At 63.5% G+C, this 21942-nt stretch carries 21 protein-coding genes; 13 read left to right on the top strand and 8 right to left on the bottom strand.

Going from position 1 to position 21942, the window contains the following annotated elements; translation table 11 throughout:
- Nucleotides 1-5: 5 nt before the first annotated feature.
- Nucleotides 6-1991, bottom strand: coding sequence for a sensor histidine kinase (locus NMB38_RS02715; protein ID WP_286885612.1), 1986 nt, complete (start codon nucleotides 1989-1991; stop codon nucleotides 6-8).
- A gap of 262 nt (nucleotides 1992-2253) precedes the next feature.
- Between NMB38_RS02715 and NMB38_RS02710 the strand changes: the two genes are divergently transcribed.
- The 8 genes from NMB38_RS02710 (at nucleotide 2254) to lnt (ending at nucleotide 9901) form a co-directional block, all read left to right on the top strand.
- On the top strand, nucleotides 2254-3051 hold the full coding sequence (locus NMB38_RS02710) for a hydroxymethylpyrimidine/phosphomethylpyrimidine kinase (RefSeq protein ID WP_027915241.1): 798 nt from the start codon (nucleotides 2254-2256) through the stop codon (nucleotides 3049-3051).
- 12 nt (nucleotides 3052-3063) lie between these two features.
- Nucleotides 3064-3687 (top strand): thiamine phosphate synthase, encoded by a 624-nt coding sequence (thiE, locus tag NMB38_RS02705; protein WP_027915242.1) that lies wholly within the window; start codon nucleotides 3064-3066, stop codon nucleotides 3685-3687.
- 16 nt (nucleotides 3688-3703) lie between these two features.
- Complete coding sequence (hemL, locus tag NMB38_RS02700) at nucleotides 3704-4987, top strand: glutamate-1-semialdehyde 2,1-aminomutase (RefSeq protein ID WP_027915243.1); 1284 nt, start codon at nucleotides 3704-3706, stop codon at nucleotides 4985-4987.
- A 254-nt stretch (nucleotides 4988-5241) separates the two neighbouring features.
- Entirely contained in the window at nucleotides 5242-5787 is a 546-nt protein-coding gene (locus NMB38_RS02695) for a tetratricopeptide repeat protein (protein ID WP_027915244.1), read from the top strand.
- Nucleotides 5788-6045: 258 nt separating this feature from the next.
- Nucleotides 6046-7044, top strand: coding sequence for a PhoH family protein (locus NMB38_RS02690; protein WP_027915245.1), 999 nt, complete (start codon nucleotides 6046-6048; stop codon nucleotides 7042-7044).
- Nucleotides 7037-7510 carry an rRNA maturation RNase YbeY gene (gene ybeY, locus NMB38_RS02685; protein ID WP_027915246.1) on the top strand — a complete coding sequence of 158 codons (474 nt, stop codon included), beginning with the start codon at nucleotides 7037-7039 and terminating at the stop codon, nucleotides 7508-7510. The genes NMB38_RS02690 and ybeY overlap by 8 nt, the downstream gene beginning before the upstream one ends.
- Nucleotides 7511-7535: 25 nt before the next feature.
- The gene (locus NMB38_RS02680) at nucleotides 7536-8375 is read left to right on the top strand and encodes a CorC family transporter (protein ID WP_023534628.1); all 840 of its coding nucleotides are present in this window, start codon (nucleotides 7536-7538) and stop codon (nucleotides 8373-8375) included.
- Between the two features lie 8 nt (nucleotides 8376-8383).
- The gene (gene lnt, locus NMB38_RS02675; RefSeq protein WP_027915247.1) at nucleotides 8384-9901 is read left to right on the top strand and encodes an apolipoprotein N-acyltransferase; all 1518 of its coding nucleotides are present in this window, start codon (nucleotides 8384-8386) and stop codon (nucleotides 9899-9901) included.
- Between the two features lie 47 nt (nucleotides 9902-9948).
- On the opposite strand, the gene NMB38_RS02670 is transcribed toward lnt, so the two are convergent.
- Both NMB38_RS02670 and NMB38_RS02665 read right to left on the bottom strand, forming a co-directional pair.
- Entirely contained in the window at nucleotides 9949-10710 is a 762-nt protein-coding gene (locus NMB38_RS02670; protein WP_110607088.1) for a YdcF family protein, read from the bottom strand.
- Between the two features lie 114 nt (nucleotides 10711-10824).
- Nucleotides 10825-11139, bottom strand: a complete 315-nt coding sequence (locus NMB38_RS02665; protein ID WP_028687153.1) for a hypothetical protein — start codon at nucleotides 11137-11139, stop codon at nucleotides 10825-10827.
- A gap of 224 nt (nucleotides 11140-11363) precedes the next feature.
- Here NMB38_RS02665 and leuS point away from each other — a divergent pair, with 224 nt between their 5' ends.
- The 5 genes from leuS to NMB38_RS02640 all read left to right on the top strand — a co-directional run bounded on the left by leuS (nucleotide 11364) and on the right by NMB38_RS02640 (nucleotide 17411).
- A complete protein-coding gene (gene leuS / locus NMB38_RS02660) occupies nucleotides 11364-13970 on the top strand; it encodes a leucine--tRNA ligase (protein ID WP_345956539.1) in 2607 nt (868 codons plus the stop codon).
- 61 nt (nucleotides 13971-14031) lie between these two features.
- Complete coding sequence (locus tag NMB38_RS02655) at nucleotides 14032-14637, top strand: LPS-assembly lipoprotein LptE (protein WP_027915251.1); 606 nt, start codon at nucleotides 14032-14034, stop codon at nucleotides 14635-14637.
- Between the two features lie 41 nt (nucleotides 14638-14678).
- Nucleotides 14679-15716, top strand: a complete 1038-nt coding sequence (holA, locus tag NMB38_RS02650; protein ID WP_023534580.1) for a DNA polymerase III subunit delta — start codon at nucleotides 14679-14681, stop codon at nucleotides 15714-15716.
- Nucleotides 15717-15875: 159 nt separating this feature from the next.
- Nucleotides 15876-16040, top strand: a complete 165-nt coding sequence (gene arfA, locus NMB38_RS02645) for an alternative ribosome rescue factor ArfA (RefSeq protein WP_027915252.1) — start codon at nucleotides 15876-15878, stop codon at nucleotides 16038-16040.
- Nucleotides 16041-16100: 60 nt separating this feature from the next.
- Complete coding sequence (locus tag NMB38_RS02640) at nucleotides 16101-17411, top strand: lytic murein transglycosylase (RefSeq protein WP_027915253.1); 1311 nt, start codon at nucleotides 16101-16103, stop codon at nucleotides 17409-17411.
- An 86-nt stretch (nucleotides 17412-17497) separates the two neighbouring features.
- On the opposite strand, the gene NMB38_RS02635 is transcribed toward NMB38_RS02640, so the two are convergent.
- From NMB38_RS02635 to NMB38_RS02615, 5 genes are all read right to left on the bottom strand, one after another.
- The gene (locus NMB38_RS02635; protein WP_490805810.1) at nucleotides 17498-18436 is read right to left on the bottom strand and encodes a S66 peptidase family protein; all 939 of its coding nucleotides are present in this window, start codon (nucleotides 18434-18436) and stop codon (nucleotides 17498-17500) included.
- A gap of 108 nt (nucleotides 18437-18544) precedes the next feature.
- Nucleotides 18545-19561 carry a lipoyl synthase gene (gene lipA / locus NMB38_RS02630; RefSeq protein WP_027915255.1) on the bottom strand — a complete coding sequence of 339 codons (1017 nt, stop codon included), beginning with the start codon at nucleotides 19559-19561 and terminating at the stop codon, nucleotides 18545-18547.
- A 2-nt stretch (nucleotides 19562-19563) separates the two neighbouring features.
- Entirely contained in the window at nucleotides 19564-20211 is a 648-nt protein-coding gene (gene lipB, locus NMB38_RS02625; protein WP_027915256.1) for a lipoyl(octanoyl) transferase LipB, read from the bottom strand.
- Nucleotides 20211-20486 carry a DUF493 domain-containing protein gene (locus NMB38_RS02620; protein ID WP_027915257.1) on the bottom strand — a complete coding sequence of 92 codons (276 nt, stop codon included), beginning with the start codon at nucleotides 20484-20486 and terminating at the stop codon, nucleotides 20211-20213. The genes lipB and NMB38_RS02620 overlap by 1 nt, the downstream gene beginning before the upstream one ends.
- Before the next feature lie 72 nt (nucleotides 20487-20558).
- Nucleotides 20559-21719: a D-alanyl-D-alanine carboxypeptidase family protein gene (locus NMB38_RS02615; RefSeq protein ID WP_023534573.1), complete on the bottom strand. Its 1161-nt coding sequence runs from the start codon at nucleotides 21717-21719 to the stop codon at nucleotides 20559-20561.
- Nucleotides 21720-21942 lie beyond the last annotated feature (223 nt).

Here is a 21942-nt window from a genome sequence, read left to right as displayed (position 1 = left end):
GATGCTTACCGCCAACGCCGCCCCGCATGCCCCTGCACAGCCACCTGCCCCTGCGAAATCGCCAACTCCAGACTCATCTCGAACCGACTGCCCACGCCAGGCGCCGATTGATGCGATAGCCGTGCCCCCAATAATTCGCTCATCTGCCTGCAGATGGCAAGGCCAATGCCCAACCCGCCATAGCGCCGGGTCATGGAGCCATCCACCTGAAAGAACCGCTGATAAAGAATCGACTGGTCGAGGTCTTCGAAACCGATACCCGTGTCGCTCACGGTAAACGTCAAGGCCAGTTGATTAGGGCCCCTGTGCTGCCCCCGGACCTGGATCATCACACCGCCCTGGTGGGTGAATTTCAGGCCGTTGTCCACCAGGCACCCCAGGCAGCGGGCCAGCTTCGGCCCATCCCCCACCAGCCGGTCGGGCAGGTCCGCCGGCATGTCCACACTCAAGTACAGGCCCTTGCCCAGCGCCTGGCCGGCATACGTAGCGCGCAAGCCTTGCAGCAATGTCCGAAGGTCGAAGGGCGCTGGCTGCGCTCGCAGCCGCCCTGCTTGCAATTCGGACAAGGTCAGGATGTCGTCGACCATGTGCATCATGCCCTGAGCCGAGCCCACCGCAGTCTGGTGGAAGCGGGCCATTTCCGCGTCCATCGGCAGGGTATGCATCAGCTCCAGGGACCCGATCACGCCATTCATCGGGGTGCGCAGTTCATGGGTGACGCAGGCCAGAAACTCATCCTTGAGCCGGTTGCTGTTGGCCAGTTGCTGGTTGAGCACCTCCAGTTGCTGCCCCGTCTCACGCAGGGTGCGGGCCTGCTCGTCGCGCAGCGTCTTGATGCGGTCTGCCAAGGCCAGCGATAGCAACGCCACCTCCAGCGCAGCGCCCAATTGGCTGGCATACATGGTCAGGAACATGTTCGGCAGGTAGCCCAGCACCATCAGCGTATTGACCAGCCCCCCGACCAGAAACGCGGTCCAGGCGATGATGAACCAGCGCGCCACGCGCAGGCCGCGCCGCCAGGCGTCGAGCCCTGCGCAGAAAACGCCCAGGCTGAACACGAGCGCCAAGGCGGTGGCAAGGCGCATGGCGAGGCCATAGGGCACGCTCACAGACAGCACCATCACCACGGCACCGCCCAGCATCAGCGCCTGCAGCAACCGGTCAAAGCCACGGCTGTTATGGCGAAGCTGCAGAAAATGCCGGGCGAACTGAGAGCCGAACAGCGCAGCTGCGCCGACGAACAACGGTGTGCAGGCATTGGCCCACCAGGGGCTGTCAGGCCACAGGTAAGCGATGCCGGCGCCGTTGACCGAGACCTGGTAAAGGCCGAAGGAGGCAATATAGAGGATGTAGTACAGGTAGCTGACGTCCCGCACGCTCAGGTACAGGAACAGGTTGTACACCAGCATCACCAACAGTACCCCGTAGATCATCCCCAGCACGTACAGGCGCGTGGCCTGGGCTTCCAGGTAAGCCTGGGGCGACCAGAGGGCCAGCGGCGCCTGCACCGAGCCCTGGCTGTGCAGCCGCATAAAGACGGTGGTGACCTGGCCAGGTGGCAATTGCAGGTTGAACAGGTAGTTGTCCTGACGGATTTCCCGGCTTGAATAAGGCAACGCATCACCCGTGCGCTGGGCCAGGCGAAAGCGCCCGTCCGGGCCTGTCAGGTAAAGGTCGAGGTGATCGAGGGGTGGGTAGGCCAGCTCCAGCAACCAGTGCAGGGGCATGCCCGGCGCCGGGTCAGGGTGCAGTTCGAGCTTGAGCCAGAACACCGACGTGGAAAACCCGGCATTGAGGACGTCTTCAGGGTGGGGGCGAAAACGCTGCGCGAAGTCGGGCGCACTGACATCCGTGATGCTGGCGCTGCCGTCCGGGTCTTCATAAACCTGCATGACCTTGCCCAGAGGCAGGTGACGGGTGGCCGCGGTGATGTCCACCGCTTCGGCGAATGTGGGCAGCAAACCCATGAGCACAATCAGCAAATAGCGCATACAGCCCCAGCAAGGCCTGTCCGGTCGCGTCGCGGTTGCCCCCTTTCCGTTTGAGACGACGAAATCCTGCAGAACCTGTTTATCGATTTATCTGCGCACTCTAGCACAGCCTCAAGCTGCGTCGAGCGGCGGCACAAAACCCACAGGACCGCTCTGGAACGGGCCTTAGCGGCATTCAGGTGCGCATACCGTTCTTCGGAAAACGCACCGACCTGCACGCGCAAGGTCCGCACAAACAGGTTTGGTGGTAAGCTCGCCGACCATGAATACCTACGCCTCCCGCCCCGTTGTCCTCTGTCTCTCCGGCCACGACCCCAGTGGCGGCGCCGGCTTGCAGGCAGATATCGAAGCCCTGCTTGCACAAGGCTGTCATGCCGCGCCCGCGGTGACCGCCCTGACCGTGCAGGATACCGTCAATGTCTCCGACTTCCGCGTGCTCGACCGTGAGTGGGTGCTGGCCCAGGCCAATGCCGTGCTCACCGACTCCACGGTGGCCGCGGTCAAGCTGGGCATGCTCGGCTCGATCGACATGGTCGATACCGTGGCCGAGCTGCTGGCTGCGCACCCGCACCTGCCGTTGGTGTGCGACCCGGTGCTGCGCGCAGGCGGCGGCGGCCGGCTGGGCAAGGACGAAGTAGGCTACGCCCTGCGTGAACGCCTGTTGCCGCTGGCGACCATCACCACGCCGAACCTGCCCGAAGCCCGCATTCTCGCCGAGCTGCCCGACGGCAGCGCCGACGAGTGCGCTGCCAGGCTGCTGGAGTTCTGCGAGCACGTGCTGATCACGGGCGGACACGGCGACGAGGTGGAAATCCACAACCGTCTGTACAGCCGCGACGGTCACCGCAGCACCTCGACCTGCCAACGCCTGCCGGGCAGCTACCACGGATCGGGCTGCACCCTGGCCAGCGCCCTGGCGGGCCGACTGGCCCTGGGCGAGCACCTGGAAAGCGCCGTGCGCACGGCCCTGGACTACACCTGGCGCACCCTGCGCGATGCGGAGCAGTTGGGACGAGGCCAGTTCGTGCCTCGGCGCCTGCCCCTGGATTTCTGCTCCTGACTCGAGGTGCTCATGACGCTACGCGGCCTGTATGCCATCACCGACAGCCAATTGCTGGCCGGCCGATTCCTGTCTCATGTGGAGGCAGCGCTCGAAGGGGGCGTATGCCTTCTGCAGTACCGTGACAAAAGCGACGACGCCGCGCGGCGCTTGCGAGAAGCCCAGGCGCTCCAGCAATTGTGCGAGCGCTACGGCACCCAGCTGATCATCAACGACGATGCCGAACTGGCCAGGCACCTGGGCGTGGGCGTCCACCTGGGGCAAACCGACGGGCCGCTGACCCCTGCACGCGCCCTGCTGGGCAGCGCGGCGATCATTGGCTCGACCTGCCATGCCAGCCTGGACCTGGCCGCCCAGGCAGCCCGCGAAGGCGCCAGCTACGTCGCCTTCGGCCGCTTTTTCACCTCCAGCACCAAACCCGGCGCCCCGGCTGCCGACGTCCGTCTTCTGGCGCAGGCGCGCGCCCAGGTGAACCTGCCGATCGCCGCCATCGGCGGGGTCACCCTCGACAATGCCGCTGCACTGGTGCACCACGGTGCCGACCTGCTGGCGGTGATCCACGGCTTGTTCGGTGCCGATAGCGCGCAGGAAGTCACCCGCCGCGCCCGCGCCTTCAACGCCTTGTTCGCATCCTGATTCGAGAGAATTTTCCATGTCCCGTTCCGAAGCACTTTTCGCCCAAGCCCAGAAGCACATCCCCGGTGGTGTCAACTCGCCCGTGCGCGCGTTCAAGAGCGTGGGCGGCACGCCTTTGTTCTTCAAGCATGCCGAGGGGGCCTACGTCGTCGACGAAGATGACAAGCGCTACGTCGACTACGTGGGCTCCTGGGGCCCGATGATCCTGGGCCATGGCCACCCTGACGTGCTGGACTCGGTACGTCGCCAGCTGGAACACGGGCTGTCCTATGGCGCCCCGACCGCCATGGAAACCGAAATGGCAGACCTGGTGTGCTCGCTGGTGCCTTCCATGGAAATGGTGCGCATGGTCAGCTCGGGTACCGAGGCGACCATGAGCGCCATCCGCCTGGCCCGTGGCTACACCGGCCGTGACGCGATCATCAAGTTCGAGGGCTGCTACCACGGCCACTCCGACAGCCTGTTGGTCAAGGCCGGCTCCGGCCTGCTGACCCAAGGCGTGCCCAGCTCGGCCGGCGTGCCGGCCGACTTCGCCAAGCACACCCTGACCCTGCCCTTCAACGACATCGCCGCCGTCGAGAAGACGCTGGCTGAGGTGGGCCAGACCGTGGCCTGCATCATCGTCGAGCCGGTTGCCGGCAACATGAACTGCGTACCGCCGGCGCCGGGCTTCCTCGAAGGCCTGCGCGAGCAGTGCGACAAGCATGGCGTGGTGTTGATCTTCGATGAGGTGATGACCGGTTTCCGGGTTTCGCTGGGCGGCGCGCAGGCGCACTACGGCATCACCCCCGACTTGTCCACCTTCGGCAAGATCGTCGGCGGCGGCATGCCGGTCGGCTGCTTTGGCGGCAAGCGCGAAATCATGGGCTGCATCGCCCCGCTGGGTCCGGTCTACCAGGCGGGTACGCTGTCGGGCAACCCGCTGGCCATGGCCGCCGGCCTGACCACGCTCAAGCTGATCAGTCGTCCAGGCTTCCACGCCGAGCTGACCGACTACACCAGCCGCATGCTCGACGGCCTGCAACAGCGCGCCGACGCTGCCGGCGTGCCGTTCGTGACCACGCAGGCTGGCGGTATGTTCGGCCTGTACTTCAGCGGGGCCGACGACATCGTCACCTTCGATGACGTAATGGCCAGTGACGCCAGTCGCTTCAAGCAGTTCTTCCACCTGATGCTCGACGGTGGCGTGTACCTGGCGCCGAGCGCGTTCGAAGCTGGCTTCACCTCGATCGCTCATGGCGACAACGAGCTGCAGATCACCCTGGATGCCGCTGAAAAGGCCTTCGCAGCCCTGAAGTAACCCGGCGCTTCCCCACCGTGATCGCCGGTAGAACCCGCTATCACGGTGGTTGTACCGGCCATCGCCAGGGGCGTACGCCGTGTGAACGGGCGCACGTTCGATGAGGCCATACGGGTAACGAAGGACTCTTGCCATCAGCCTGTTTCGCCACGCCGACATAAATTCGAGTAAAACTTTGTAAGGTTGGCGCTGCTTATCCCATAATGTGCCACCAGAGACATTGGCCGCAGCTTTGCAGAGGTAAGTCGATCCCCATGAACCGCACCGGCCGCGCCCTCACCCTGGGCTGCCTGTTGCTTCTCCAGCCCCTGCTGGCCCTGGCGGAGGGCGGTAACTCGTTGCTCATCCCGACGACGGGTCGCTGCACCTTGAACGTGCAGCCGCAGGACCTGGCAAGCGCACTCAAGAGCTGTGAACAGGTGGCCGATGCCGGCGATGCCCAGGCACAGTTCGAGCTGGGCGAGTACTTCTATGCGCAAGCGCCAAAGAACCTCAACAAGGCACTGGACTGGTACCAGAAAGCGTCCCTGCAAGGCCACGCCGAGGCCCAGTACCGCCTAGGGTCGATGTTTTTCCGCGGCGAAGGGGTCAAGGCCAACAACGTGCAAGCCTACATTCTCTTGAAGATGGCGGCAGTCAATGGCGCTGAAGATGCCCTGGACATGGCAGATGAAGTGACAGAGCAGATGCCCAGGGACGACCTGGAGCATGCGACGCAGGTGCTCGGCCAGATCTTCCGCAAGTACCTGCTGGAGCTGCAGAACGCCGAGGGACGCTCGCCGTTCTCCCCGCTGCCCTAGGCTCTGTGTGAAAAGTCTTGAGACGAAGGTCAGGCAAGGCGAAAACGGCCGAGGAAGCGGAGTTTACGGGTTGTAAATGAGCATTCCGACCGGGCTGGCGCTCCAGGCTGTTTTCAATCACCGAGTATCAAGGCTTTTCACGCAGAGCCTGGGCTTTGCTGGGCATAACGCCGTTGAACCCATCAGGACTTTCGCCACTGCCATTCAAGGGTTATTCTTGAGTTCACACTCATTGCCGTCGGGCGGCTATAAACGACCTTGAACGCACCCATCGAACCCCATCGTTTCATCCTCGAACCTATCGAGGCCCACCGTTTCGCCAACTTGTGTGGCCAATTCGACGAGCACCTGCGCTTGATCGAACAGCGCCTGGCCATCGAGATCCGCAACCGCGGCAATCAGTTCGAACTGATCGGCGAATCCAAGACCACCCATGCTGCCGAGCAACTGCTGCGCCGTCTCTACCGTGAGACCCAGGCCACCGAGCTGTCGCCGGAAACCGTGCACCTGTACCTTCAGGAATCGGCCGTCGAGCACATCGACAACCCGGCGGTAAACGAGGTCAGCGTCTCGCTGCGCACGCGCAAGGGCAATATCCGACCACGGGGCGCCAACCAGCAGCGCTACGTCAAGGAGATCCTGGCCAACGACATCAACTTCGGCATCGGCCCGGCCGGTACCGGCAAGACATACCTGGCCGTGGCCTGTGCCGTCGACGCGCTGGAACGTGAACAGGTTCGCCGTATCCTGCTGGTGCGCCCGGCCGTTGAAGCTGGCGAGAAGCTCGGGTTCCTGCCGGGCGACCTTGCTCAGAAGATCGACCCTTATCTGCGCCCGCTTTACGACGCCCTTTATGAAATGCTGGGTTTCGAGCACGTGGCCAAACTGATCGAACGCCAGGTCATCGAAATTGCGCCGCTTGCCTACATGCGCGGTCGCACCCTGAACAACAGCTTCATCATTCTCGACGAAAGCCAGAACACCACGCTCGAGCAGATGAAGATGTTCCTCACCCGCATCGGCTTTGGCTCCACGGCGGTGATCACCGGCGACATCACCCAGGTCGACCTGCCCCGGGGCACCAAGTCGGGTCTGGCGCATGTGATCGAGGTGCTACGGGACGTGCCGGGTATCAGTTTCACCCACTTCCAGCCCAAGGACGTGGTACGTCACCCCTTGGTGCAGCGTATCGTCGAGGCCTATGACCGCTTCGAAGCCCGCCAAGCCACCCCCGAGGCACCCGGCAAAAATGCTTGAACTGGACATACAACGGGCGACCCAGGCGCTCGCCCCGATTGATGCCGACTTTCGCCGCTGGTGCGAGCTGGCCTTGCAGCAACGCAAGGCCGACTCGGAGATGACCATTCGTCTTGTCGACGAAGCGGAAGCACGCGAGCTCAATCACACGTATCGGCACAAGGACTACGCGACCAACGTGTTGTCCTTCCCGGCCGACGTGCCAGATGAGCTGCTCGATATTCCCTTGCTGGGCGACCTGGTGATCTGCGTCGCGGTGGTTGAACGCGAGGCGGCCGAGCAAGGCAAGTCGCTGGAGGCGCACTGGGCACACCTGGTCATTCACGGCTGCCTGCATCTGCTTGGCTACGACCACATCGAGGATGAGGAAGCCGAGGAAATGGAAAGCCTGGAACGAGAATTGCTGGCGCAACTGGGTCACCCGGACCCATACGCCGATGACGAAACCGAATCAACCCCACACTGATAGACCAAGGATCACGAGAACCGCCATGAGCGAAGATCGATCGAGCAACGGGCAGAAGTCCTGGCTGGGTAAACTGACCCAGGCTTTTGCCCATGAGCCGAAAAACCGCCAGGAGCTCCTGGAGCTGCTGCGCGAAGCACATCAGAACAAGCTGCTCGACAGCGAGGCGCTGACCATCGTCGAAGGGGCCATCCAGGTGGCGGACCTTCAGGTGCGTGACATCATGGTGCCACGCTCGCAGATGAACAGCATCAAGGCTGGCCAGTCACCACGCGAGTTCCTGCCGGCGGTGATCGACGCAGCGCACTCGCGCTACCCGGTAATCGGCGAAAGCCATGACGATGTGCTCGGTGTCCTGCTCGCCAAGGACCTGCTGCCGCTGATTCTCAAGGAGAACGGCGACAACTTCGACATCAAGACGCTGCTGCGCCCGGCCACGTTCGTGCCCGAGTCCAAGCGCCTGAACGTGCTGCTGCGCGAGTTTCGCGCCAACCACAACCACATGGCCATCGTCATCGATGAATACGGCGGCGTGGCTGGCCTGGTGACCATCGAGGATGTGCTCGAACAGATCGTCGGCGATATCGAAGATGAACATGACGTCGAAGAGGACAGCTATATCAAGCCGCTGCCTAACGGCGACTTCCTGGTCAAGGCACTGACGCCGATCGAGCACTTCAACGAGTCCTTCGACAGCGCGTTCTCCGACGATGAGTTCGACACCGTCGGCGGTTTGGTGATGAGTGCGTTCGGCCATTTGCCCAAGCGCAACGAAACCACCGAAATCGGTGCGTACAAGTTCCGCGTGCTCAACGCCGACAGCCGCCGGATACACCTGCTGCGCCTGACCCCGATCAACCGTTAAGGAACGACATGCGCTGGATCACCCGCCCCGGCTGGCCCGGTAACCTGCTGGCCTTGGCGGCCGGCGCTTCTACCCTCCTGGCCCTGGCGCCATTCGATCTGTGGCCACTGGCGCTGCTGTCCATCGCCATGCTCTACCTGGGCCTGCGCGAGCTTGGCCCGCGCCAGGCCCTGTGGCGTGGCTGGTGGTTCGGCTTTGGCCTTTACGGCGCCGGCACCTGGTGGATCTACGTCAGCATGACCAACTACGGCGGCGCCTCGCCGCTGTTGGCCATTGCGCTGCTGGTCGCGTTCTTTGCGGCCCTGGCCTGGTTCTTCGCGCTGCCCACCTGGTTGTGGGCGCGCTGGTTGCGGCGCAGCGAGGCGCCCCTGGCCGATGCGCTGGGCTTTGCTGCCCTATGGGTGGCGCAAGAGGCGTTCCGCGGCTGGTTCCTCACCGGCTTCCCTTGGTTGTACGCAGGCTACAGCCAACTGGACGGCCCGCTGGCCGGCCTGGCGCCTCTGGGTGGGGTGTGGCTGGTGTCGTTTGCGTTGGCCCTGACGGCTGCGCTGCTGTGCAACCTCAACCGTTTGCGTGCCCGCCCCGGCTTTCTTGCCATCGCCTGCGTGCTGCTGCTTACCCCCTGGGCAGTGGGGTTGGCGCTCAAAGGGCATGCCTGGACCACCCCCGCAGGCGAGCCGCTCAAGGTCGCTGCCATTCAGGGCAACGTCGAACAGGACGTGAAGTGGGACCCGGCGCATATCGACGCCCAGCTGGCCCTGTACCGCGACCTGAGTTTCAGTTCAAAGCCTGCCGACTTGCTGATCTGGCCGGAAACCGCGGTACCTGTGCTCAAGGACCAGGCCCAAGGCTACATCGACGTCATGGGCCGCTTCGCCGCAGAGCGGCATTCAGCCCTGATCACCGGCGTGCCGGTTCGCGAGGTGGTGCACCGTCAGCGTCGTTACTTCAACGGCATCACCGTCACGGGCGAAGGGGACGGCACCTACCTCAAGCAGAAGCTGGTGCCCTTTGGCGAATATGTCCCGCTGCAAGACATGCTGCGAGGGCTGATCGAGTTCTTCAACCTGCCCATGTCGGATTTCGCCCGGGGCCCTGAGGACCAACCGCTGCTCCAGGCCAAGGGTTATCAGATCGCGCCTTACATCTGCTACGAGGTGGTCTACCCCGAGTTTGCCGCCGGCCTGGCAGCACGCAGCGACTTGCTGCTGACCATCAGCAACGATACCTGGTTCGGCACTTCCATAGGCCCGCTGCAGCACTTGCAGATGGCTCAGATGCGTGCCCTTGAAGCCGGCCGCTGGATGATCCGCGCCACCAACAATGGCGTGACGGCCTTGATCGACCCGTTCGGTCGCATCACGACCCAGGTGCCTCAGTTCCAGCAGGCGGTGATGTACGGCGAGGTCGTGCCGATGCAGCAGCTGACGCCTTATCTGCAATGGCGTTCGTGGCCGCTTGCGATCCTGTGTGGGTTGCTGCTGGCCTGGGCGTTGATGGCCGGGCGTGTGGCCAGGGCCGTGTGATGCGGCCTTGCAGTTGACGTTGCAAGGGGCTGCTTCGCAGCCCCCCTTCAGTAGAACAACCGATACCCCACCAGCCCTGCCACCTCGTTGAGCAACTGCCCGCTCTGCCACATCGCCCGGCTTTCCGGCAGCCAACCTCCGAATGGCCGCGCGGGATCACGGCCGAGGAAACCGACCGGCGCGGGTACCACCTCGAAACCTGCCTGCTCGAAGCTCCAGCGCGAGCGCTGCATGTGCCAGGCCTGGGTCACTACCACGACGCGGCGTATCCCCAACGGCTGAAGCACGCTCGCCGAGTACTGGGCATTTTCCCAAGTGGTGCGGCTGGCCTGCTCCAACCACGTCACCTCAACGTCGAAGTCCTCATGCAGGCTGTCAGCCATCAGCTGCGCCTCGCTGGGCGGTGTGCCGTAGTGCAGCCCGCCGCTGGTCAGCACCGGTAGCCCGGACGCCTTGGCCAGGCGAGCGGCAAGGCGCAGCCGTTCCAGGGCCGTGGGCGTCGGCTGGTCGACACCCGCCCAGGCAGGGTCGCCCCGTTCACGCCCTGCGCCCAGCACGACGATGGCATCGGCCCGACGCTTGAGGCCAGGCCAGTCCTGCCCGGCTAACGCAGGCTCGGTTTCCAGCGCTTCTGCCAGGTACTGCACGGCCACGGGCAAGCTGGTCATCCACAGCCCGCCCAGCCCTGCCACAAAGCACACAGCGGCCAGCCGGGGGCGACGCCTGCGCAGCCACCAGGCTGCAAGCAGCAGCAGAAACAGCACACCGGGGGGTAACAACCATTGCTTGATGAAATAGCGGATGGGCATGCACACCTCCTTCGAAGGTGTGCAGACTAAAAGCATCGGCGCCGGCCAACAACATGGCCGGCGTCGATCAAGGTCGGATAAATGTGCAAACCCTGGACATGCGCCGCGCAACCCCTAGCGGCGGGAGGCCTTGCGTGTGCGTGGCGTGCGCACGGTGCGCTTGATGTCCTTGAGCCAGATGATCCTGGCCGACGCAGGCTCAGCCTGCGGCCTAGGGCATGCCGCCTCGTTAGCGCGCTTCTGGAAAGTATCCAGATACGCCTTGATCACATCGAACTCAGCGCGGCTCAAGCCACGCAATTCCAACTCGGTCAGCGCCTCGTCCCGAAGCCGCATGGACGTTCTGGCCGTATCCAGGGCAAGGCCCAGCCTATCGATCAGGCGCTCATAGAGTTCTGGTTTTACTGCAGGTAGCTGCGACTCTCCCATTCGTTCACCTCATTGAAGATAACGATTATCTCCCCCACCCCAGAGCTTAGCGTCGTTGCGAAAAGCAGCCCGGCGCTGCGACCAGCGGCCATTCGCAACGAACGTTTCCCACGATGCGCGGCGCTGCTGTATGCTACGGCGTTCACTCCCGATGACACCGGAGTGCCGGACGCAGCGAGGTTCGCTGCCTGGAAAGGTCTCCTCTCTCTCAGCCAAAAGTAGCCATGCACGAACAATACACGCCCCGTGATATCGAAGCCGCCGCCCAGACGTTCTGGGACGAGCAACAATCGTTCGCTGTTACCGAACAGCCAGGCAAGGACACGTACTACTGCCTGTCGATGTTCCCGTACCCGAGCGGCAAGCTACACATGGGCCACGTGCGCAACTACACCATCGGCGACGTGATTGCCCGCTACCAGCGCATGCTGGGCAAGAACGTCCTGCAGCCGATGGGCTGGGACGCCTTCGGCATGCCCGCCGAAAACGCGGCGATGAAGAACAACGTCGCCCCGGCCAAGTGGACCTACGAAAACATCGACTACATGAAGACCCAGCTCAAGAGCCTGGGCCTTGCCATCGACTGGGCCCGCGAGGTCACCACCTGCAAGCCCGACTACTACCGTTGGGAGCAGTGGCTGTTCACCCGCCTGTTCGAGAAGGGCATCATCTATCGCAAGAACGGCACCGTTAACTGGGACCCGGCTGACCAGACCGTGCTGGCCAACGAACAGGTCATCGACGGGCGCGGCTGGCGCTCCGGCGCGCTGATTGAAAAGCGCGAAATCCCGATGTACTACTTCCGCATCACCGACTATGCCGATGAGCTGCTGGAAAGCCTCGACGAGCTGCCGGGCTGGCCTGAACAGGTCAAGACCATGCAGCGCAACTGGATCGGCAAGTCCCGCGGCATGGAAGTGCAGTTCCCGTACGATCAGGCCAGCATTGGCCACACCGGCACGCTGAAGGTCTTCACCACTCGCCCGGACACGTTGATGGGCGCCACCTACGTGGCGGTCGCCGCCGAGCACCCGCTGGCCACCCAGGCGGCCCAGGGCAACCCGGCGCTGCAGGCCTTCATCGACGAGTGCAAGGGCGGCAGCGTGGCCGAAGCGGACATGGCCACCCAGGAAAAGAAAGGCATGGCCACGTCCTTGCTGGTCGAGCACCCGCTCACCGGTGAGAAACTGCCGGTCTGGGTCGCCAACTACGTGCTGATGCACTACGGCGACGGTGCCGTCATGGCCGTGCCAGCCCACGACGAACGCGATTTCGAGTTCGCCCGCAAGTACGACCTGCCGATCAAGGCCGTGGTGCGTACCAGTGCAGGTGACGAAGTGGGCGCAGAGTGGCAGGCCGCCTATGGCGAGCATGGCCAGCTGATCAACTCCGGCGAGTTCGACGGCCTGGATTTCGCCGGCGCCTTCGACGTCATCGAAGCGGCGCTGGTGCGCAAAGACCTGGGCAAGTCCCGCACCCAGTTCCGCCTGCGCGACTGGGGCATCAGCCGTCAGCGTTACTGGGGCTGCCCGATTCCGATCATCCACTGCCCGTCCTGCGGCGATGTGCCGGTGCCGGAAGACCAATTGCCGGTTACCCTGCCTGAAAATGTGGTGCCAGACGGTGCAGGCTCGCCGCTGGCACGCATGCCCGAATTCTACGAATGCAGCTGCCCCAAGTGCGGCACTGCGGCCAAACGCGAAACCGACACGATGGATACCTTCGTCGAGTCCTCGTGGTACTTCGCGCGCTATGCCTCGCCCAACTACGAAGGCGGCATGGTAGACCCCAAAGCGGCCAACCACTGGCTGCCGGTCGACCAGTACATCGGCGGCATCGAACACGCCATCCTGCACCTGCTGTATGCGCGTTTCTTCCACAAGCTGATGCGTGACGAAGGCCTGGTCACTTCGAACGAACCGTTCAAGAACCTGCTGACCCAGGGCATGGTCGTGGCCGAAACCTACTACCGGGTCGCCAGCAACGGCGGCAAGGACTGGTTCAACCCCGCCGATGTCGAAGTCGAGCGCGACGCCAAGGCCAAGATCGTCGGCGCACGCCTGAAGACCGATGGCCTGCCGGTTGAAATCGGCGGCACCGAGAAGATGTCCAAGTCCAAGAACAACGGCGTCGATCCCCAGTCGATGATCGAGCAGTACGGCGCCGATACCTGCCGCCTGTTCATGATGTTCGCCTCGCCGCCCGACATGAGCCTGGAGTGGTCCGACTCCGGCGTAGAGGGCGCCAGCCGCTTCCTGCGCCGCGTCTGGCGCCTGGCCCAGGCTCATGTCGCCCAAGGCCTGCCTGGCAAGCTGGAGGTTGCGACCCTGAATGACGCGCAGAAAGTGATCCGCCGCGCCATCCACGCCGCCATCAAGCAAGCCAGCACCGATGTAGGCCAGTACCACAAGTTCAACACCGCCATCGCCCAGGTGATGACCGTGATGAACGTGCTGGAAAAAGCGCCGCAGGCCACCGCGCAAGACCGTGCCCTGCTGCACGAAGGCCTCGAAGCCGTCACCCTGCTGCTGGCTCCGATCACGCCGCACATCTCCCACGAGCTGTGGAAGCAACTGGGCCATGACCAGGCCGTCATCGATGCCGCCTGGCCTGCAGTGGATGAAACTGCGCTGGTACAGGACACCGTGACCCTGGTGGTGCAAGTCAATGGCAAGCTGCGTGGCCAGATCGAGATGCCGGCCGCAGCCAGCCGTGAAGAAGTCGAAGCCGCCGCGCGCAGCAACGAGAATGTCCTGCGCTTCATCGATGGCCTGGCCATCCGCAAGGTCATCGTGGTGCCGGGCAAACTGGTCAATATCGTCGCCAACTGATGGCAACGCCCGTTCGCAGGCTCTGCGCACGGGCGGAACAGGCTCACGAGGGAGCAACAACATGATCAAACGCAATCTGCTGGTAGTCGGCCTGGCGGTCATGCTCAGCGCCTGCGGGTTCCAGCTGCGCGGCACGGGCACCAGCGAACTGAGCGTCAAGGAGATGGACGTCAGCGCGCGCAATGCCTACGGCCCGACCGTGGTTCAACTGCGCGAAGTGCTCGAGCGCAGCGGCGTGAACGTTCACGCAGGCGCACCGTACCGCCTGGTGCTGACCAACGAACAGGAGCGCCAGCGCGCCGTTACCTACAACAGCGGCAACCGCACGGCAGAATTCGAGCTGACCACCGAGCTGGACTATAGCATTCAGGGCCTGAACAACCTGGAGCTGACCAGCGACAAGGTCGAAGTGCGCAAGATCTATGTGCGCGACGCCTCGAACATCACCGGTTCCGAGCAGGATGCCAAGCGCGCCCGTGACGAGATGCGCCGCGACCTGGTGAATGCCATGATCGTGCGCCTGCAGAACCTCACCCCTGCCCAGCTCGATGAGCTGCAGCGCAAGGCCGATGAGCGTGCCAAGGCCGAAGCGGATGCGCTTGAAGCTGCGCGTCGCCAGCAGGCCGAGACACCTCAGCAGTCGCCACTGGAAGTGCCGGGCAACTGAGCCCGTGCAGGGCGCCGCCAGGCGCCCTGCCCCCCAATGCCATGAAACTCGCCCCCGCTCAACTCACCAAACACCTGCAAGGCTCGCTCGCGCCCGTCTACGTGGTCAGCGGCGATGATCCGTTGCTGTGCCAGGAAGCGGCCGACGCGATCCGCAGCGCCGCCCGCCAGCAAGGCTTCGACGAACGCCAGGTGTTCAGTGCCGATGCCAACTTCGATTGGGGCACCCTGCTGCAAGCGGGTGCGAGCCTGTCGCTCTTCGCCCAGCGACGCCTGCTGGAACTGCGCCTGCCCTCGGGCAAGCCGGGCGACAAGGGTGCTGCTGCATTGCTGGAATACTGCGCCCGCCCTGCCGAAGACACGCTGCTGCTGATCAGCTTGCCAAAGCTCGATGCCAGCGCGCAGAAGACCAAATGGGGCAAGGCACTGGTCGAGGGTGATCACTGCCAGTTCATCCAGATATGGCCCGTGGACGCGCATCAGCTGCCTCAGTGGATCAATCAGCGGCTGCAACAGGCAGGCCTGAGCGCCCAGCGTGATGCCGTGGACCTGATTGCTGCGCGCGTGGAGGGCAACTTGCTCGCTGCCGCGCAGGAAATCGAAAAGCTCAAGCTGCTGGCCGAGGGCAATGTCATCACCCTGGAAACCGTCCAGGCTGCGGTGGCGGACAGCGCGCGCTTTGACGTCTTCGGGCTGGTCGACGCCATTCTCAAGGGTGAAGCCGCCCATGCCTTGCGCATGCTCGAAGGCCTGCGCGGCGAAGGGGTGGAGCCGCCGGTGATTCTGTGGGCCCTGGCCCGTGAACTGCGGCAACTGGCGGGCCTGGCCCAACTGTTCAGTCAAGGCGTTCCCCTGGACAAAGCCTTCAGCCAGGCACGCCCGCCGATCTGGGACAAACGCCGCCCCCTGGTCAGCAAGGCCCTGCAGCGGTTACCTGCGCAACGCTGGCCACAGCTGCTGCAGGACGCTCAGCGTATCGACGCCCAGATCAAGGGCCAGGCACAGGGTTCACCCTGGACGGGCCTGGCGCGCCTGGCGCTGCTGATGGCCGGCCAGCGCCTGGCACTGCCTGCCCAATAGCCGGTGCCCTGCCTGTAGCGCACGCGCTTGTTGGCCACCGCCGGCACGCCACCTCATGAAACGGCCAGATCACGCTCACCCTATAAACAATCAATTGGCCTGACCCCGGCCAACCCTGCACAATCCAGCCTGCAATGTCCGAACACAGGAACCGCCTTCATGAGCAAAAAGCCGAACAAGCAAGGCCACAACAAGGCCAAGTCCATCGTCGCCCAGCCCCTGTTCCGTTGCCGTCAGGAACGACCGGAGAAAGGCAAGGGCAGCTACCGCCGCGAAGCCTTCCAATCGAGAGATTGGGAGGCTTCTTACTTTTTGGCGGCATGAAGGCATCCGTAGCGCAGGCATGATATGGTCATCACCTGACCTGCAGACCTGGACCTGTGCATGCTCTACCGTCTTTTTCCTCGCTGGGAAACCCGCCAGCTCGTTGCGGCCTCCAGCTTCATCCTGCTCGTTGCCTGTGCGGAAAAACCCACGGCAGCCGATGCATTGCCCCTCGCCCAGGCGCAGCCGGCCCCCGTCGTAAATGCACCTGGCAAGGCGCCAGACAGCAACCCAGATATCCAGCCGTCCCAAACCTTCGCCCAGTGGCAAGCAGGTTTCCGCCAGCAGGCCCTGCAAGCGGGCATTGCCCCCGACGTCTTCGACAAGGCGTTTCTCGACGTTACCCCCGACATGGACGTGATCAAGGCTGACCGAAGCCAGCCAGAATTCACCCGGCCAGTCTGGGAATACCTGGAAGGTGCCTTGTCGCCCCTGCGCGTACGCAACGGCAAAAGGCTGCTGGAGCAGAACGCCGAGCTGCTGACCCGTCTGGAACAGCGCTATGGCGTCGATCGCCAGATCCTGGTCGCGGTATGGGGCATGGAAAGCAACTTCGGCCAGTTCCAGGGCAGCAAGTCAGTGATCCGCTCCCTGGCCACCCTGGCCTATGAAGGGCGACGTCCACAGTTTGCGCATGACCAGCTGATTGCCGCCCTGCAGATCATCCAGCACGGCGATATCCAAGCCGACGCGATGCGCGGCTCCTGGGCCGGCGCCATGGGCCAGACCCAATTCATCCCGACCACCTACAACACCCATGCCGTGGATTTCGACGGCGATGGCCGCCGCGATATCTGGAACAGCACGCCCGATGCCTTGGCCTCCACCGCACATTACCTGCAAAGCTCAGGCTGGAAGCGTGGCCAACCCTGGGGGTTCGAGGTGCAGGTACCGGCAGGCTTCGATTATTGGCAAGCTGACGGGACCTCGCGCAAGCCTATCGCCGAATGGTTGGCCATGGGCCTGACACTGCCTGCCGGTACGCAGTTGCCAGCCGGTAGCAATGAGCTGCCAGCCGCCCTGTTGCTGCCCGCTGGTGCGCGAGGCCCAGCATTTCTGGTTCTCGACAACTTCCGCGCCATTCTCAAGTACAACAACTCATCGGCCTACGCGCTGGCCGTCAGCCTCCTGAGCGATCGCTTCACCGGCTGGGGCTTCATCGCTGGCAGCTGGCCCAAGGACGACACGCCCCTGAGCCGCAGCGAGCGCATGGAGTTGCAGAACTTGCTCAATGCCAAGGGTTTTGATGCGGGTAACGCCGACGGGATCATTGGCGCCAACACCCGCAAGGCCATCCGTAACGCCCAACAGGGCCTGGGCTGGCCAGCCGATGGTTATCCGACGCACAAGCTCCTGGAGAGCCTACGGTAGCCGTAGGCTTACGCTTACTGGCGATGGTACGGGTCAGCTACCCCAGCAACGGTAATCGTCTGCCTGGGGTGGCCTTGGCGCCAGGCTCACGCCTGGAACAGCGCCTGCTCAAGCACCAGGCGCTGCCGTTCGCTGTTCAGCGTCACTCGGGCACCCAGCGGCAGGCAGATATTGGGGTCACAGTGTCCACTGCGCCACCCGGCCAGTACTGGTACGCCCAAGGGGCCGAACGTGTCGCGCAGCAGCGGTGCCAGCGCCGACGCGGTAATGCCAGCGAAGTCCCCTACCAGCACACCCTTGATACCTTCCAGCTTGCCGGCCAGCCGTAACTGCGTCAGCAGACGATCGACCCGGTACAACGGCTCGTTCACATCTTCGATGAACAGGATGCAGCCCTGGGTATCCAGCTCTGCCAAGGTCCCCAGGGTTGCACCCAGCATCGACAGGTTCCCCCCCATCAGCGGGCCACTGGCAAGGCCGGGGATGACGGTGTTCAAGGGGAACTGCGCCGGGTGTGTGATCGGGTCACCGGCTGCCAGGTGCCCGCTCAGCTGCGCCACCAGCGACGATTCGGTCGGTGCCTGCTTGCCCCCCAACAGGTCGGCGTTGAGCATGGCCCCGTGGAAGCTGATCATCCCTGTATGGCGGTAGAGCGCCGCATGCAAGGCGGTGATATCGCTGTAGCCGATCAAGGGCTTGGGGTGGTTTTGCAACAGCTCGAAATCGAGCCTGTCCAGCAGGCGCATACTGCCGTAGCCGCCACGCATGCACAGGACCGCGTCGATGGACGGGTCCCGGAAGGCGTCGTGCAGGTCCTGTAGTCGCTGCGCGTCGGCGCCTGCCAGGTAGCCCTCGGCCTGGGTCGCACCCGGATAGACCCGGCAGCGGTAGCCGCGCTCGGCGAACCACCGGGTCGCCTTGTGCACATCCAGACGCGCGGGGCCTGCCGGGGCAACCACGGCAAAACAGGCATCGGGCGCAATGGCCTTGCGCAGTGGCAAGGCAGAAGGTTCAACGCACTTCATCGGGCAACTCCATACGGCTTGTCCCGGACAGCTTACGGGTTGGCTGGCAGAAAAAAAAATGCCGATGCAGCCTTGCGGCGCATCGGCATTTCTATTTTCACGGTCAGATCAGAGCTTGATCTTGGCTTCGTGCGCTTGCTGGTCGGCGTGGTAGGACGAGCGCACCAATGGGCCGGAAGCGACGTTCTTGAAGCCCATGCGATAGCCTTCCTCGGCGAACCAGGCAAAGGTGTCGGGGTGCACGAAGCGCTGCACTGGCAAGTGGCTGCGCGATGGCTGCAAGTATTGACCCAGGGTGAGCATGTCGATGTCGTGTTCGCGCATGCGGTGCATGACCTCGATCACTTCTTCGTCGGTCTCGCCCAACCCGAGCATCAGGCCGGACTTGGTGGGCACATGCGGTACCAGCTGCTTGAACTTCTGCAGCAGGTCCAACGACCAGTCGTAGTCCGAACCCGGGCGAGCGGCCTTGTACAGGCGCGGCACGGTTTCAAGGTTGTGGTTGAACACATCCGGCGGCTCCTGGGCCGTGATCGCCAGCGCCACGTCCATACGGCCCCGGTAGTCCGGAACCAGGGTTTCGAGCTGCACGCCTGGCGACAAGGCGCGGATTTCGCGGATGCAGTCGGCAAAGTGCTGGGCGCCGCCATCGCGCAGATCATCACGGTCAACCGAGGTGATGACCACGTACTTCAGGCGCAGGTCGGCAATGGCCACCGCAAGGTTCTTCGGCTCGTCCAGGTCCAACGGCTTGGGACGGCCATGCCCCACGTCGCAGAACGGGCAGCGGCGGGTGCAGATGTCGCCCATGATCATGAAGGTGGCGGTGCCGCCCGAGAAGCACTCGCCCAGGTTCGGGCAGGAGGCTTCTTCGCAGACGCTGTGCAGCTTGTGCTTGCGCAGCAGTTGCTTGATGCGGTCTACCTCGGGCGAGACCGGGATACGCACGCGGATCCAGTCAGGCTTCTTGGGCAGCTCGTCGGTGGGGATGATCTTGACCGGGATGCGCGCGACCTTGTCGGCGCCTCGCAGCTTGACCCCGGCTTCGACCTTTTTGGGGGCGGAACGCGCAGTAGCGTCCTGGGTTGGGATCAGGTTCGGCACGGCTTCTTGCACAGTAGTCATATTCAGTCGATTCCGCCCGTGAGGGTCGTCTGCTCTGCGTAGTCGAGGTGCTTGACCAGCTGTTCGCGCAGCCTTGTCCTGACCTCGTCGAGTTCGATCGGGCCTGCCAGGTCACGCAGCTGGGTCATCGCCAGCCCCGCATAACCGCAGGGGTTGATTCGGCAAAAGGGCGCCAGGTCCATGTCCACGTTCAAGGCTAGGCCATGAAAGGAGCGGCCGTTGCGGATACGCAGGCCGAGCGAAGCGATCTTCGCGCCGTCTACATACACACCCGGTGCATCGGGCTTGGCAGCGGCCTGCACCGCGTAGCCATCGAGCAGGGCGATCAGGCTGCGCTCGATGCGGCTGACCAGGTCGCGTACGCCGAAGCCCAGGCGGCGTACATCCAGCAGCAGATAGGCCACCAGCTGGCCTGGCCCATGATAGGTCACCTGGCCACCCCGGTCGGTCTGCACCACGGGAATATCGCCCGGCACCAGCAGGTGCTCGGCCTTGCCAGCCTGCCCTTGCGTGAAGACCGGCGGGTGTTCGACCAGCCAGACTTCATCCTGGGTATCGGCAGTGCGCTGCTCAGTGAAACGCCGCATGGCCTCGAGCACCGGTTCATAGGGCTGCAGGCCAAGTTCGCGGACACCGAGGCAGCCGGGCATCAGAGCACCATTTTCACGATGCCGGTGGCACGCAGGGCGCTGTTGATATCGTGGAGCTGATTTTCGCTTTCGGCCACGATGTGCAATTGCACAGTGGTGTACTTGCCTTCCTTGCTCTGGCGTTCGGCCAGCGTGGAAAGATCGACCTTGGCGTGTTTGCTGAGCACTTCGATCACGGTGTCCTTGAAGCCGACACCGGTGTCACCGATGACCTTGATCGGATAATCGGCACAGGGAAATTCGATTTTGTGAGACTTGACGTCTGGTTCGCTCATGGCGGAAACGGCCTCGCAAGCCGTGGCAACAACAACACCCCCGCGATCACGCGGGGGCGTGCAGGTCACGTGTCAGTTGAACAACCCGTAGAAGAATAGACGGATGCTATCCCACATACGGCGGAAGAAACCACCTTCCTCGACGCCATCGAGGGCGATCAGGTCGGCGCTGTGAACCACTTTGTCGTCCAGTTTGACTTCAACCTTGCCGATCACGTCACCCTTGGCGATGGGGGCGGTCAGTTGCGGGTTCATGGTCATCGAAGCCTGCAGGCGCTTGAGCTGGCCCTTGGGCATGGTCATGGTCAGGTCTTCGGCAAGGCCGGCCTTGACTTCGCTGGTGGCGCCTTTCCACACAGGAGCCTTGGTCAGCTCGGTGCCCTTCTGATAGAAGGTCTGGGTTTCGAAGAAGCGGAAGCCGTAGGTCAGCAGCTTCTGGGTTTCGGCAGCGCGGGACTGCTCGCTGTTGGTACCGAACACCACGGCGATCAGGCGCTGGCCGTCACGTACGGCCGATGCCACCATGCAGTAGCCAGCCTCTTCGGTGTGGCCGGTCTTCAGACCGTCCACGGTCTTGTCACGCCACAGCAGCAGGTTGCGGTTAGGCTGCTTGATGTTGTTCCAGAAGAACTCTTTCTGCGAATAGATGGCGTAGTGAGCCGGGTCGACGTTGATGATCGCACGGGCCAGGATCGCCATGTCGTGAGCAGAGGAATAATGCTCCGGGTTCGGCAGGCCAGTGGGGTTCATGAAGTGACTGTTGGTCATGCCCAGGTCGGCAGCGGTCTTGTTCATCATGTCGGCGAAAGCGTCTTCGCTGCCGGCGATGTGCTCGGACAGGGCGACGGAAGCATCGTTGCCGGACTGGATGATGATGCCGTGCAGCAGGTCGCTGACGGTCACCTGGCTGCCCACCTTGATGAACATGCGCGAACCGCCGGTGCGCCAGGCGTTTTCGCTGACGGTCACCGGGTCGTTTTCGCCGATCTGGCCACGGCGGATGTCCAGCGTGGCGATGTAGGCGGTCATCAGCTTGGTCAGGCTGGCTGGCGGAAGACGCTCGTCACCGTTGTTCTCGACCAGCACGTTGCCGCTGGACGCGTCCATGAGTACGTAGGACTTGGCTGCCAGTTGAGGCGGCGCGGGCGTCATCTGCTCGGCCGCGAAGGCCACCGGGGTGAGCAGGAGCAATACGGGCAAGCAAAGTCGTTTGGCAAGGTTGGTGATGTTCATCCGTCTCTCGAAAATCGCTAATGGTCTGGAGATGTTTTCTGGGCAAGCACACGGCCCAGCACCGGTCAGTCTAGTTATTGGCCTGGGGCCTGGCCCGGCAACGTGCGACAGGGTGCCGCTGCGGGCAAAACCGGCATTGTACATGGCTGGGCCTGTCAATTCATGACAAAACCGCCACTTTGCACCGCTCTTGTCCATAGGTGGACCCCACCCGCAGGCTGTT

Source organism: Pseudomonas sp. FBCC-B35 (assembly GCF_059133755.1).
This window is presented reverse-complemented; position numbering and strand designations above follow the sequence as displayed.